14 protein-coding genes are annotated in these 13,611 nt (G+C 45.8%); all 14 read left to right on the forward strand.

Going from position 1 to position 13,611, the window contains the following annotated elements:
- Positions 1 to 76: 76 nt before the first annotated feature.
- The 14 genes from K360_RS0104720 (at position 77) to K360_RS0104785 (ending at position 13,609) form a co-directional block, all read left to right on the forward strand.
- Positions 77 to 2,029 (forward strand): TRAP transporter permease, encoded by a 1,953-nt coding sequence (locus K360_RS0104720; protein ID WP_024822032.1) that lies wholly within the window; start codon positions 77 to 79, stop codon positions 2,027 to 2,029.
- Positions 2,030 to 2,045: 16 nt separating this feature from the next.
- Positions 2,046 to 2,753, forward strand: coding sequence for a CoA transferase subunit A (locus K360_RS0104725; RefSeq protein WP_024822033.1), 708 nt, complete (start codon positions 2,046 to 2,048; stop codon positions 2,751 to 2,753).
- Positions 2,737 to 3,438, forward strand: coding sequence for a 3-oxoacid CoA-transferase subunit B (locus K360_RS0104730; RefSeq protein WP_024822034.1), 702 nt, complete (start codon positions 2,737 to 2,739; stop codon positions 3,436 to 3,438). Before K360_RS0104725 ends, K360_RS0104730 begins: the two co-directional genes overlap by 17 nt.
- Positions 3,435 to 4,619: a thiolase family protein gene (locus tag K360_RS0104735; protein ID WP_024822035.1), complete on the forward strand. Its 1,185-nt coding sequence runs from the start codon at positions 3,435 to 3,437 to the stop codon at positions 4,617 to 4,619. The genes K360_RS0104730 and K360_RS0104735 overlap by 4 nt, the downstream gene beginning before the upstream one ends.
- Positions 4,620 to 4,863: 244 nt before the next feature.
- Positions 4,864 to 6,009, forward strand: a complete 1,146-nt coding sequence (locus K360_RS0104740; RefSeq protein WP_024822036.1) for a sensor histidine kinase — start codon at positions 4,864 to 4,866, stop codon at positions 6,007 to 6,009.
- Complete coding sequence (locus K360_RS0104745) at positions 6,009 to 6,680, forward strand: response regulator transcription factor (protein ID WP_024822037.1); 672 nt, start codon at positions 6,009 to 6,011, stop codon at positions 6,678 to 6,680. The genes K360_RS0104740 and K360_RS0104745 overlap by 1 nt, the downstream gene beginning before the upstream one ends.
- A gap of 248 nt (positions 6,681 to 6,928) precedes the next feature.
- Positions 6,929 to 7,108, forward strand: coding sequence for a Flp family type IVb pilin (locus K360_RS0104750; RefSeq protein ID WP_024822038.1), 180 nt, complete (start codon positions 6,929 to 6,931; stop codon positions 7,106 to 7,108).
- A 91-nt stretch (positions 7,109 to 7,199) separates the two neighbouring features.
- Entirely contained in the window at positions 7,200 to 7,676 is a 477-nt protein-coding gene (locus tag K360_RS10540) for an A24 family peptidase (RefSeq protein WP_024822039.1), read from the forward strand.
- A 14-nt stretch (positions 7,677 to 7,690) separates the two neighbouring features.
- A complete protein-coding gene (locus tag K360_RS10980; RefSeq protein ID WP_024822040.1) occupies positions 7,691 to 8,089 on the forward strand; it encodes a TadE/TadG family type IV pilus assembly protein in 399 nt (132 codons plus the stop codon).
- A 5-nt stretch (positions 8,090 to 8,094) separates the two neighbouring features.
- On the forward strand, positions 8,095 to 9,114 hold the full coding sequence (locus tag K360_RS0104765; protein ID WP_156923346.1) for a pilus assembly protein TadG-related protein: 1,020 nt from the start codon (positions 8,095 to 8,097) through the stop codon (positions 9,112 to 9,114).
- Between the two features lie 16 nt (positions 9,115 to 9,130).
- Positions 9,131 to 10,000, forward strand: coding sequence for a Flp pilus assembly protein CpaB (cpaB, locus tag K360_RS0104770; protein ID WP_024822042.1), 870 nt, complete (start codon positions 9,131 to 9,133; stop codon positions 9,998 to 10,000).
- A complete protein-coding gene (locus K360_RS10985) occupies positions 9,997 to 11,154 on the forward strand; it encodes a type II and III secretion system protein family protein (RefSeq protein ID WP_084043878.1) in 1,158 nt (385 codons plus the stop codon). The genes cpaB and K360_RS10985 overlap by 4 nt, the downstream gene beginning before the upstream one ends.
- Positions 11,151 to 12,269 (forward strand): CpaE/TadZ family protein, encoded by a 1,119-nt coding sequence (locus K360_RS0104780; RefSeq protein ID WP_024822044.1) that lies wholly within the window; start codon positions 11,151 to 11,153, stop codon positions 12,267 to 12,269. Before K360_RS10985 ends, K360_RS0104780 begins: the two co-directional genes overlap by 4 nt.
- On the forward strand, positions 12,266 to 13,609 hold the full coding sequence (locus tag K360_RS0104785; RefSeq protein ID WP_024822045.1) for a TadA family conjugal transfer-associated ATPase: 1,344 nt from the start codon (positions 12,266 to 12,268) through the stop codon (positions 13,607 to 13,609). The genes K360_RS0104780 and K360_RS0104785 overlap by 4 nt, the downstream gene beginning before the upstream one ends.
- Positions 13,610 to 13,611 lie beyond the last annotated feature (2 nt).

Here is a 13,611-nt window from a genome sequence, read left to right on the forward strand (position 1 = left end):
GTCTCCCTTTATTAATATTAAGCGGGAGAGCTCAGACTCTCCCGCTTAAGGGGGGATTAGACTGGGGGGAAGCTCAATGACAGATCCTTCAACACTTTCACCGAAGGATGTACAGCCAGTAGAAGTGGAAATGGATTCAAAAAAACGGGATCTCCACGGTTGGCGATATTTGGTAGTAGCTTTCCTAGCCTTATCTGCATCTATTTTTCATCTTTATACAGCTGTATCCGGATTGCGTTCGGCTATGTATCAGCGAAGCATACATTGGCTCTTTATGGGGGCTCTTATGTTTCTTCTTTATCCCGTGTCGAGAAAAAGGCCTAAAAACAGTATTGATTGGTGGGATTGGATATTAGCAGGGCTCCTTATAGCGGGATGTCTCAATATTATTCTTAATTGGGAAGCAATTACCATACGGGAAGGGGCACCTATCCCCTCCGATATTTATTGGGGCACAGTCATGGTTCTTCTCGTTCTAGAAGGAACACGAAGATCTATGGGGCTTCCTTTGCCTATTATGGCTACTATAGCCCTGCTGTACGCCTTTTTAGGGCCCTACTTCCCTGGTATTCTAGCCCATGGAGGTTTTGCCCTTGAAGAAATAGCACCTTTCCAATATTTGCGTACAGACGGCATATTTGGAGTCCCCTTGGGAGTTTCTGCCTCCTTTATATTTCTATTCGTCTTGTTCGGAGCGGTTCTTAACGTTTCTGGAGCGGGACAATTTTTTATCGATCTCTCCATAGCTTTAACAGGAAAAAGTCGCGGCGGTCCCGCAAAAGCGGCGGTTGTTGCCAGTGCCCTTATGGGAACTGTCTCTGGTAGTTCTGTGGCGAATACAGTTACGACAGGGGCTTTTACAATCCCTCTTATGAAAAGAGCGGGGTACAAATCTGAATTTGCCGGTGCTGTTGTAGCGGCAGCCTCTACAGGCGGGCAGGTTATGCCACCTGTAATGGGGGCGGCAGCTTTTATTATGGCCCAGTTTTTAGGAATCTCTTATTGGGACATTGTTGTAGCGGCCGCTATTCCAGCAGCCCTGTATTTCTTTTCCATATGGGCCATGGTTCATTTCAGGGCCGGGAAGAGGGGTATTCGCGCCATGACAAACGAAGAAGTGCCTAAAATCGGCCCAGTACTCCGAGAGGGATGGCATCTTTTAATACCTATCATTACTCTTATTGCTTTTCTTGCTACTGGATATTCGGCTGTAAAAGCGGTCTTTTGGTCGATCCTTTGTCTTATAGGGGCATCGTGGTTGGGAGAGAAGAAATATCGGATGACGCCCCAACGCGTCCTCGACGCTCTTATTAATGGAGCTATTGGCGCTGTAGATGTGGCAGCGGCATGTGCCTGTTCCGGCATCGTTATTGGCGTTATCGGCATTACTGGCGTTGGCCTTGCTTTCTCTTCTTTTGTCATGAGCCTTTCTTACGGAATCCTCCCCTTAGCTCTTGTTTTGACCATGATCGGATCTATTATCCTCGGCATGGGAGTCCCTACCACAGCTCAATATATCATTACGTCTACACTGGCAGCGCCAGCGCTGGCTCAGATGGGAGTCCCCATGATGTCCGCCCATCTTTTTTGCCTTTACTTTGGCGTTTTAGCAGACGTAACCCCCCCTGTGGCACTCGCTACCTACGCAGCAGCCGGAATAGCTCGTTCTAACGCAATGAAAACTGGATTTACAGCGTTAGTGGTTGCTGTGGCAGGGTTTATTGTCCCCTACATGTTTGTGTACAACAGCTACCTCCTATTTCAAGGCAGCATCGTCAAAATTATTATCGGATGTGTCACTGCATTCCTGGGGATTATTGGACTGGCAGCAGGAGTTCAGGGCTATTTTGTTACCCATCTCCCTCTCTGGGGAAGGGCTGCATTACTTGCAGTTCCTTTTTTGCTCATCCACCCAGCCCTTATATCTAATTGCATAGCCGTGGGAATCATTGGGTCTATGTACTTTATTCAGAGACGAAGAGCTTCTCGTATCGTCTCTCCTGTATTTGAAAAGACAGAACAACAATAAAAGGGAGGTTCTGCATATGCCCAAAAAAACTATTAAACCAGTTATGTCGGCAGAAGAGGCAGTGCGATACGTTAAGCCTGGAGCCTCGTTGATGGTAGGTGGTTTTAATTACGGTGGGGTTCCCTACACCCTGGTAGACGCATTAGCTTCTACTGACATCAATAACTTGCATCTTATTGCGAATGACACTGTATATGCGAATGAAAAATATCCCAAAGGGGTTGGTCATGGGAAGCTCGTTGTAAATGGGCAGATTCGTAAGGTAACAGCCTCTCATATCGGTCTGAATAAAGAGACTCAGCGTTTGTTCAACGAAAGCAAACTTGAGCTTGAACTTGTTCCTCAGGGCAGCTTTGTTGAACGTATTCGGGCCGGAGGCTTTGGGTTAGGAGGAATTTTAACGCCCACTGGCGTTGGTACGTGTTATGAGGAAGGAAAACAAATTATAGAGGTTGAGGGGGAAAGATATATTTTAGAGCTACCGTTACGGGCAGATGTAGCCTTCATTCGTGCCTATCGAGCCGATCGGTGTGGAAACTTAACTTACTTTGGAACCAACAGAAACTTCAATCCCATAATGGCTACTGCAGCCGATATTGTTATCGCCGAAGTAGACTCCATTCTTAGAGAGGGAGAAATAGATCCCAACGACGTTGTAACTCCTGGAATTCTTGTGGATATTCTTGTTCTGAAAGGAGATGGATACTATGCTTCCAGAACTTGATGAAAAGATTGTTCGGGAAAGAATAGCCAAGAGAATAGCTCTTGATTTCGATAACGGGTCTGTTGTGAACTTAGGCATAGGGATCCCTACTCTTGTGTCAGATTTCATCCCCCCAAACGTTCAAGTCATTATGCAAACGGAAAATGGAGTCGTTGGAGCAGGCCCATCCCCTGAAGAGGCGGATCTTCGTTTTATTGGAGCAGGTGGCCGAGGCCTCAGTCTCCTCCCCGGCTCCTCCATAGTATCAAGCGACATGAGCTTCGGGCTTATTCGAGGGGGCCATCTTGACGCCACAGTACTGGGAGCCTTGGAAGTGGACGAGGAGGGTAATTTAGCGAATTGGTGGATCCCCGGCAAACTTGTGCCAGGAATGGGGGGGGCCATGGATCTTGTTACCGGAGCAAAAGCGGTGTATGTAGCTACCACCCATTTAGACAAAAAAGGGCGTCCAAAACTCGTAAAGAAATGCACCTTGCCTCTTACAGGGGCAGGCATAGTCTCCACTATAGTTACTGAATATTGCGTTATAAGGAAACAGAACGGTCACATGGTTTTAACAGAAATAGCTCCAGGTATTGAGCTTGAAGATCTTCAGTCTAATACAGGAATAAATTTTGAAGTCAGTAAAGATCTTTGCATCATGCAAGGGACGGAAGAATATCTTTGCGAGGGGGTTGCGAAATGACCAAGGCCGTTATTCTGAGCGCTTGTCGAACTCCAGGGGGGAAATATGGCGGTTCCCTGAAGTCTTTCCAAGCTCCCGACCTCGGCGGTGTTGCCATAGCGGAAGCTATAAAACGTTCAGGTATAAACCCGGAAGATGTTGAAGAAGTTATTATGGGAAACGGATGGCAAGCCGGTGTAGGTGCTAACCCTGCTCGAATTGCCATGGTCAAAGGGGATGTCCCTCAGGATGTTCCGGCTTTCACTGTAAACAAGCGGTGTGGATCTGGCCTGAGAACAGTTATGCTTCTTGCCGATCGAGTCCGTCTTGGGGATATTAGCGTTGGTGTGGCGGGAGGAATGGAAAGCGCCACGAACACGCCCTATCTTCTTCCAGAAGCTCGGTGGGGACATCGCATGGGAGAAAAAAAGGCTCTCGATGTTTTACATCAAGATGGATTTATGTGTCCGGTAGCAGGAGCCTTAATGGGGGCCATTACAGAACGTTTAGTGGAGGAACACCACATTTCCAGGCAAGAACAAGATGAATTTGCCTTAGCGAGCCATCAGAAAGCAGTGAGGGCAATGGAGGAGGGGCTCTTTGCCGAAGAGACAGTCCCTCTCTTTATTCATGATCGAAAAAAAGGCGATATTGCTATTGATAGCGAGGAAATTCCGAGGAAGGATACAACTCTTGAAGCTTTAGGACGTCTTCCTGCCATATTTAAAGAAGGAGGAACAATTACCGCCGGAAGCAGCTCTGCCCTATGCGACGCTGGTAGTGCTGTGGTTGTAGCCCATGAGGAGTGGGCACAGAAAAATGGATATACTCCTATTGCTCGAATCTTGGGATACGCTGACGCTGCTATTGATGCCTCGCTTTTTGGAATATCCCCCACAGTTGCCATGCCGAAAGCTCTCGATATGGCCGGACTCTCTTTGGAAGAGATGGATCTTATAGAGATTAATGAAGCCTTTGCAGCCCAAGTTATCGCCTGCCATCGCATTATGCCCTTCAACATGGATAAATTAAATATTCATGGTGGCGCCATAGCTCTTGGACACCCTATCGGAGCGACAGGCTCCAGAATACTCACAACTCTTCTTTACGCCCTTAAACATGCAGATAAAGAGTTGGGAATAGCCAGTGCCTGCATTGGTGGCGGGCAAGGGGTAGCCATGGTAGTGCAGCGCTTGCGTTAAGCTTTCTTGCGCTTAAAGTTAATTAAAGTTTGTTTTTGTTGCGAAGGCTTTTGCCTCTCTTCGAGGCAAAAGCCTTTCCTCTTGTCTGTTGATGCTGGTATAATACCAATAGCCCTATAAAATTGAATATTAAAAATTAAATTCTTTATTGATTTTTCATGATATAATCTATTGACTTTCTATGAAATATGTATGGATTAGCGGTGTTTTTATTAAAAATAAATTTATAGACCGGAGGAGGCCCATGAAAAGCGATTCGATTTATACCAGGTTGAAAAATATTCACGAAAAAGTAAGCGGGTATATTTCATCGAATTTGGCCAGTGTTTCCGGTATCCGAGAGCAAGAATCCACTAGGTTGAAGGAAATACGCGAAAAATTTGATTTTGTTCAAAAAAACATTGTCGAGCTTATAGAAGCTTCAGATAAGGCTGAGGAAGCGTATAAATTTGCTCGGCAAAAGTTAGTAGATGCCACAAGGGAAGGGGATGGGCCTTCTCAACGTCAGGCATATGACCGAGCGGAACATCTGATGAAAATGCTGGCAACTTTCGAGGAACGAGAGAGAAATTTAAAACAACAACGAGAGTATTTAAGCCTTGAAGAACGAGAGATTTTAAAGTATTTAGCTCGCAGCGATGAGATGGCGAACAAATTTCGGCTAGCATTAGAGCTTCTTCGAGACCAGTCTATAAATGCCATGTTAGGAGATAGTAACGAAAAAAGCTTTAGCGTTCTTCTTGCTGCTTTAAGTCTGGCAGAAAGGGACAGTCGAACTTTGGCCAGAGACCTTCACGATGGGCCGGCTCAAAGGCTGTCGGGGGCTATTATGCTTTATGATTTATCGGATCGTTATTTTCAGACAGGCCGTACTGAAGAAGCCTTGGCTGAATTTCGCAAAGTGAAAACACAGATGCAGGAAGCGATGGCAGACATAAGAGCTTTCCTCTTCCAGATCTACCCGCAAGGCCTGGAGGAGGGTCTTGATGTAGCCCTTCAACGATATGCAAAGCAGGCTAGCGATCGGTATGGAGTTGATATTACATTCCAATCTTCTGGAGATATTGTTGCTTTGCCCATGGCTCTTCGTTCAAATCTGTTTAAAATTATTCATCAGGCCATGGATAATGCCATACAAAGAGGTGAAGCCAAAAGCATCAAAATAACGTTGAGCGCAGGGAGTGAGGCTTTTAGCGCACGTATAGCAGACGATGGTATGGGGTTCGACGTGAATAAAGCCAGAATGGCAGCTCAAACACGAGGTTCCTATGGGCTTATGAATATGGAGGAACGAACGCGTCTTTTTGGAGGAAATTTTTCCATTGATAGCGCACCGGGTAAGGGTACAGTTGTAACTATGAGTGTTCCACTTCCGGAGGATGATATGTGATGGAAAAAATTACGATAGTTATAGCAGATGATCATAATATGTTCAGGGAAAGCCTTCGAAAAGTTCTGGACCTTGAATCTGATCTGGAAGTTGTAGGGGAAGCCAGAGATGGACAAGAGACTGTAGATGTTATAGAGCGAACCAACCCCCAAATAGTAATGCTTGATATACGCATGCCGAAGTTTGATGGTATAGAGGTCGTAACACAGCTCAAAAAGAAAGGATGCCCCTGTAAATTTATTATCATTACAGCCTTGGATGGAGAAAATCAAATAACTCGCATATCCCGAGCCGGAATAGAAGGATATGTGCTTAAATCCTCTGGTTTGACGGAATTGCTCATTGCATTAAGAACCGTCGCCTCAGGTGGAAGCTATGTGGATCCCAAGGTAGCTTCGAAGCTCCTTACATCTTTCTCTACCCATGCAGAATTTCGAGAAAAAATGGATCTTCTCACCAATAGAGAAAAACAGATTCTCTATTGGGTCTCTCACGGACTCTCCTCAAGAGACATAGCCAAACAAATGATCCTCTCAAATAAAACGATACAGAACCATATAAGCCAAATTCTTAAGAAGTTGCAATTACAGGAAAAAGGGCAAGCAGTAGCTCTTGCCTGGAAATGGGGCCTTCCTGAGCGCTCTCCTTCAGACTTTTCTGAAAAAGATTAAACCCAAATAAAATATATAACACACGTAGAGAGGCGGAGAAAAATCTCCGCCTCTCTTGTACTCTCCTTTGTATTCGTACAGGCGGGAAATATTCCTTTATTTATAAGTTAATCTTCCTTTTATTTTAGTGAGTCTCCCCACCTTATTTATGAAACTTCCGTTATGTATGAAAAAACATTAACCCATTATTATTATTGTAAAACAGTAGTAAAAATATTTACAGATACAGAGAAGGGGAGGGATTATAGATGCTAGAAAGACTTCGTAACCTTGTGTGGGATGAGGAAGGCCAGGGAATGGTGGAGTACGGGCTGATTATAGCATTGGTTTCACTCGCCGTAATTCTAATATTAGGAGCCTTAGGCGGAAGTTTGAAACAATTATTTCAGGATGCGAAAACAGAACTAGACAAACGACCAACATCATAAATCATGTATTTTTATTGCGCAAAGATTTTGATTAATTAACAAGAAAGGGCAGGTTTTTCCTGCCCTTTCTTTCTAAAACAGGAGGGGCTGTATGGAGTGGGGAGTGCTGGCAGTCGTATGTTGGGCTGGTTTTTACGATATGAAATATAAAAAGGTTCCTAATTGGCTCACCTATGGACTGTTAGTGGTGGCGTTGTGCTTTCATGGAGTAACGGGCTCTGTCTCCATGTCTCTTGTAGGGGCAGTAATGGGGCTTGTGTGGTTCCTCATCCCTTATTTACTTGGTGGCATGGGAGCGGGTGACGTGAAACTTTTGGCGGCTACAGGGGCTGTGGTGGCGTGGCCGGGTGCTTTGAATCTCGTTTTGTATTCGTCCATAGCCGGTGGCGTGTTAGTGATAGCCTTGGCTTTTAAAGGTATAGATTACCAGAGCTTTTGGCTGGCTTTAGCTGGAGGCCCCAGGGTTTTTTTTAAAAGCATATGGAGGTCGGGGCGGGAACATCGTAAAGAAAAAGTACCTTATGCCCTATCTATTGCCGTGGGATATGCCATATATCTCCTGCTGTGAGCGGGGGTGATGAAATGAGAAGACTTTTGAAAAAACGAAGTGAAGGGCAGGCGTTAGTTGAGTTTGCCATAGTGTTGCCCCTTTTGCTTCTTCTCGTGATGGGAATAATAGATTTCGGTTTGATGATGCAGCAATACCTTACGTTAAATCACGGAGCTCGAGAAGGGGCCCGTCTGGCAGCTGTAGGAGGTTCTGCTTCAGATGTAGAGGCTCGAGTCAAAGAAATTTTAGCCGTCAGGTGGTCTGAAGACAAGGTATCTGTGAACGTCACAGAAGTAGATAAAGGGACCTATAAGGAAGATGTGGTTACAGTGCAGGCCCCGGTCGCATTTTTAACGCCTTTGAGTGCTTTTGTGAAAGGGCTTACTCCTAACTGGACAGCCCAGGCCAAGGCGGCATTTAGATCGGAGTGATAGACATGAGAAAAGAGAGCCATAGGCAATTAAAGAGAAGTAGGGGAGCTGTTCTGGTGTGGGTAGCGGGAAGTTTGGTAGTGCTTCTTGGCGCTGGCGCCCTTTCTTTAGATTACGGCCGTCTCGTGTTGAGTCGTTGGAGATTGCAGGCTGCTGCTGATGCCGGAAGTTTAGGGGGGGCTTGGGAGCTTGGAAATGCCATGGTGGATCAAGGCATTCGTGAAAGCGCTGCCACTCAAGTGGCGACAAGTATTGCTTCTGAGAATAGGAATGAGGGGAATTATTCTGTAACTTTCCCTGATACTAAAACATGCCATGTACTGGGACAGGAAAATGTTTCCATGACCTTCGCCAGAATTTTAGGCTTTGAAAGCAGTACTGTCCAGGCAGAAGCTTCGGCACGTCTTTCAGCCGCATCGTCAGTTAAGGGGCTTCGTCCTTTAGGTATTCAGGAACCGGAAAGCGGTTTTGTTTTCGGAGAACAATATCTTTTAAAGATTGGGCCTCATGATCCTACAAACCCTGACGAGACAGGCTATCAACACTTTGGGAATTTTCACGCACTGGCTTTTGGAGGGAACGGCGCGAATAACTTTCGTGAAAAACTCAAATACGGTTATGACGCCATCGTGACAGAAAATATGATGGTTACTACAGAACCGGGAAATATGTCTGGCCCCACAGAAGACGGAATTGATTACATTATAGCCTTAGAAATTATTAAAGAAGGGGTAGATTACATTTTGGATCAAGATGGGCATATTTCGTGGGACTGGTATGTGACCCATCTCGATGAGTTATATGAAAGCCCCCGCCTCATTACGTTGCCTGTAGTGGCTGAGTGGGATGTACATGGCCGCAAACAGGTTCGAGTTATCGGTTTTGCTAATTTTTTCCTAGAAGGTGTGGAGGGTACGGGTAAGGACTCTCGAGTTATTGGTCGTTTTGTAGAGCAAGTGATACCAGACAGTGCTGGTGGCGGAAGTGGAAGCTTTGGCGGATATTCTGTGAAGCTCATTCAATAAAAGGTGAGGTGAGGACGTGAAAAAGCGAGGCATTTTCCTAATTGTTTCCCTGTTGTTGGGAACCATGGCAGGACTTCTTGTGTACCAACAGATACGAAGTTATAAACAGAAAATTGCCCGTGCAGAACGAGAGCTTATTTCTGTGGTAGTGGCGACACGTCCCAAAGATGCTTTTTCCATTATTACATCTGAAGATGTAAAAGCTGTGCGTATGCCTCGAAGCAGCATTCCAGTAGAAGAAGTGCTTTCTCTTGACGATGTGGTAGGAAAGGCGTCGATGATGGATCTCTCTACAGGAGACCCTGTCCTGAAAAATAAATTATCCTTGGATCCAGAAAAGCTCGGAGTTGCTTTCCAACTTGCAAATGGTCGGTTGGCAATAGCCCTGCCTATCGATGAAGTTCGGGCTACTGGAGGTCTGCTCAAACCTGGAGATTATGTTGATATTTTCCATGTATATCGCGAAAAAGATGTTGAAACTCCTACATCACGACTTCTTCTGTCTCGAGTAAAAGTTCTTGCTATTGGCGGGGTCATGGCGAGGAAAGAAGAAAAAGAGAGTACGAAAGAGAAACAAATGGTTGCACAAACAGCAGTAGTGGAAGTTTCCCCAGAGGAAGCAGCGGTTGCGGCATGGGCTCAAAGTTTGGGAAATTTATGGCTGGCGTTGCGACCAGCCCAAGAAGAGACACCAACGTCATTAGTTGTTTATAGAGGGCCTGACGTGAGTAACCCTGCCCCGTTAAAAACAGCATCAGCGGAGCCGGTAAAGGCACGGTCTGTGAAGAAAGTGGTTCCCAGAACGCCTCAAGGGTGGAAGATAGAAATGATTCAACCTGGAAATATAACCACAGTAACAGTTCCTTCTGATGGGAGGTCTCGATGATGACTTGCCTCGTTAGAAAAACAAAAATATTTATGGCTCTAGCGTTCCTGTTCATTGTTTTAGGCGCCCTTCCCGCTTTTGCTGAAACCTATAACCTCGATGTAGGGGATAGTGCTGTTTTACAGTATCAGAATGTGAGCCGGATTTCTGTGGGAAACCCAGACGTTCTCGATGCGATTCCTTTAGATAAAAGTCAGATTCTTCTAACGGGGAAAGCGACTGGCGGCGCAGCCTTAATCGTTTGGGACAGTAAGGGCATGCATATGGAAAAAGTGATGGTCCATCCAGCAAGCGATGCGCCCACATGGGAATTGAAAGAACTTTTAAAAGCAGAAAATGTGGAGGTAACAGTTCGAGGAAACGCAGTAGTGCTGGAAGGGAAGGTAAAGACTCCTCGCGATAGACTAAGGGCTGCTGCGATAGCAGGCGCCTTTGGAGAAAAAATAATTAATCTACTTGATGTAGACGATGCTCCTCAAATTAAGCTCAGGGCTATTGTAATGGAAATTAAAAAGCAGGATGGAGATTTGCTTGGAATGAAGCGTCTTGAAGGAAGAGAGGGGAGTTTTTGGGGTATTTTTGACCTTGCGCCAGACATAGGACATATCCTTGATTACTCAAAAGACGCTGACTATTCTGCCAAAATCAACGCACGCATCAACGCTCTTGTAGAGAACAAGCAAGCAAAAATATTGAGCAAGCCGTACTTGACAACCTTGAGCGGAGAAGAGGCTTCTCTTAACGTAGGTGGAGAAATTCCGGTGCCTGTTGGGGTGGATAATAACGAGATAAAAGTGGAATGGAAGCCCTATGGGGTTATTTTGAAGTTTACGCCTGAATTAGATGGACTGGGGGAGATATGGCTCTCCTTTGAGGCTGAAGTGAGCGAGATAGATTGGGAGAATGCTGTGGAAACCGAGGGTATTAAGATACCTGCTATTCGTAGCCGGAAAATAGCGAATAAAGTTCGACTCGCCCATAATGAATCTCTGGTTGTTGGAGGGCTTCTCGACAATAAACAATCGAAGCTCGTAAAAAAGATACCCTTGTTAGGGGATATTCCTATTATTGGAGAGCTATTTAAGAGCAGAGAGTTTACGAACGATGAAACAGAGCTTGTAATTACTGTAACTCCGGAGGTGGTGGGTCTATGATACGAATTTTTGTTGTAGATGATGATGCTATAACCCGTGAAGTTATTCGTGGCATGATTGCTATGGAGCCTGATATGGAACTCATTGGTGAAAGCGACCGCCTTGATGGGGTTATGGAGACTGTTACTCGCCTCAGACCTTCGATTTTGCTTCTTGACGTGCAATTGCCAGATGGAGATGGGCCTGATCTGGCAGAAAAATTGGCGGAAATGCCTGCTCATCCAGGGATCATCATGATTTCAGTGCAAAAAGATGTGGCTTTCTTGCGGAAAGCTATGCAGGCTGGTGCGCGTGATTACCTTTTAAAACCCTTTACTGGCGTAGAGCTCGTAGATGCTATTAGGCGTGTAAATGCTGAGGCAGCCTCTAGAGGCGGTTCTCATCAAGCCGAATGTATCGCTGTTTGGAGTTGCCGGGGTGGCGCAGGTGGTTCTTCCTTTTCCATCTCTTTTGCTTCTCAGCTCGCCATGATGGGGAAACGCACCGCTTTAATAGATGGAGATCTTTTTATGGGGGATATAGCCTTTCTTTTAAATACTCCCTATGAGCTGAGCTGGACCCATTGGGCTAACGAATGTCTAAGTGGGACGGTGGATGGAGAACGCTATCTAACCTTTGGCCCTAATAATCTTATGATTATGCCTACCGCTAAGAATCCGGTTCAGGCAGAGCTTATAAAACCGGGGATGGGAAATAGGCTTTTGCAAGCTCTTTCTGACCGTTTCGATTTCGTTATTGTAGACCTCCATCGTTTGCTTGATGAAATGACGTTGGAATTGGCAGAAGCCTGTCAGCGTTTATGGCTCGTGACTGATTGCAGTTGTACGGGCGTTAAAAATTTACATCTTATTACAGGAGTGCTCGATCAGCTGCGAATCCCATGGATAGAGAGAGGCGTTATTCTCAATAAAGCGCGAAGGGAAGACCGATCTATTATTGAAAAGATACAAAAAGAATATCCAGTGAAAGGAATTTTGCCATTCGACGAAAAAATCGAAGATGGGTGGCTGAAAGGAGATCCCCTTATTATTGATCAGCCTCGATCGCCTTATTCCAAAACAATAAAGGAGATGGCTTCGGGCTTTATGGCTCGAGAGAAGGTGAAGGTATCATGAGCCTTTTACGCCGTTTGGCAGGAGACACACTAGGGCAACGGCGAGGTCGTGGAAGCGTATCAGATCTGTATCGAGAAACCTATCGGCGGGTATTGTCTCGCTTAGCAGACGAAGTGGATATGGAGGAAATAACTTCTCAGCCAGATTGGGGGAAGTCCACTCTTGTCAAAGAGCAGATTACCCTTGAAATTCAATCGATGCTCGAAGAAGTTCGGGGACTGAATGCATTAGAGCTGAGTCGTCTTCACGATGACCTCCTGAACGAAGTTTTCGGGTATGGACCTATTCAGCCCCTCCTTGACGATGACACAGTAACGGAAGTAATGGTGAACGGCTGTGACCGTGTATATATGGAGAGATGGGGGAAAATAGAGCCAGCCGATGTGTTTTTTAATGATGATGACCATATCCGACGCATTATCGACAAGATAGTGGCCCCGTTAGGGCGGCGCATTGATGAAGCTTCCCCTATGGTAGATGCGCGATTGCCAGACGGGTCTCGTGTCAATGCTGTTATTCCGCCCATATCTATCGATGGGCCTACGTTAACTGTCCGGAAGTTTAGAAGGGAGCCCTTTACAGGGCAAGATCTTATTGCTCTCGGCACTCTTTCTGACGAATCGGTAGGTTTTTTACGGGTAGCTACTGAAGCTCGATACAATATTATTGTCACTGGCGGAACAGGATCTGGTAAAACCACAACATTGAACGTGCTTTCTAGCTTTATCCCTAACCGAGAACGAATTGTTACTATCGAAGATGCAGCAGAATTGAGCTTGCAACAGGAACATGTTGTTCGTATGGAATCTCGCCCTGTAAATATAGAGGGGACAGGGGCCATTACTATCCGCATGCTGGTTCGGAACGCCCTGCGAATGAGACCCGACCGAATCATAGTTGGAGAGTGCCGGGGTGAAGAGGCCTTTGATATGCTTCAAGCCATGAATACGGGGCACGACGGATCTCTCACTACTCTTCATGCCAATTCACCTCGAGATGTACTTTCCCGTCTTGAAAGCATGGTCCTTATGGCTGGGATGGAACTGCCTATACGTGCCATTCGAGAGCAAATATCTTCTGGCATCGATCTTATTGTCCATCAGGAGCGTTTGAAAGATGGAACTCGCCGTGTCCTCACGATCTCGGAAATTACAGGTATGGAAGGCGACACAATTCAGATGCAAGATCTATTTGTTTTTAATCATCAAGGGTTTGACGACGCCGGCAGAATTCGGGGTAACCTTGATCCAACAGGCATTCAGCCTCACCGCAGCTTTAAGTTCGAAATGGCTGGTGTCTCATTGCCTAAAGATGTTTTGAGAGCTAAAAGGGGGAGCTAAGC

The organism is Aminobacterium mobile DSM 12262, assembly GCF_000526395.1.
Lineage (GTDB): Bacteria > Synergistota > Synergistia > Synergistales > Aminobacteriaceae > Aminobacterium > Aminobacterium mobile.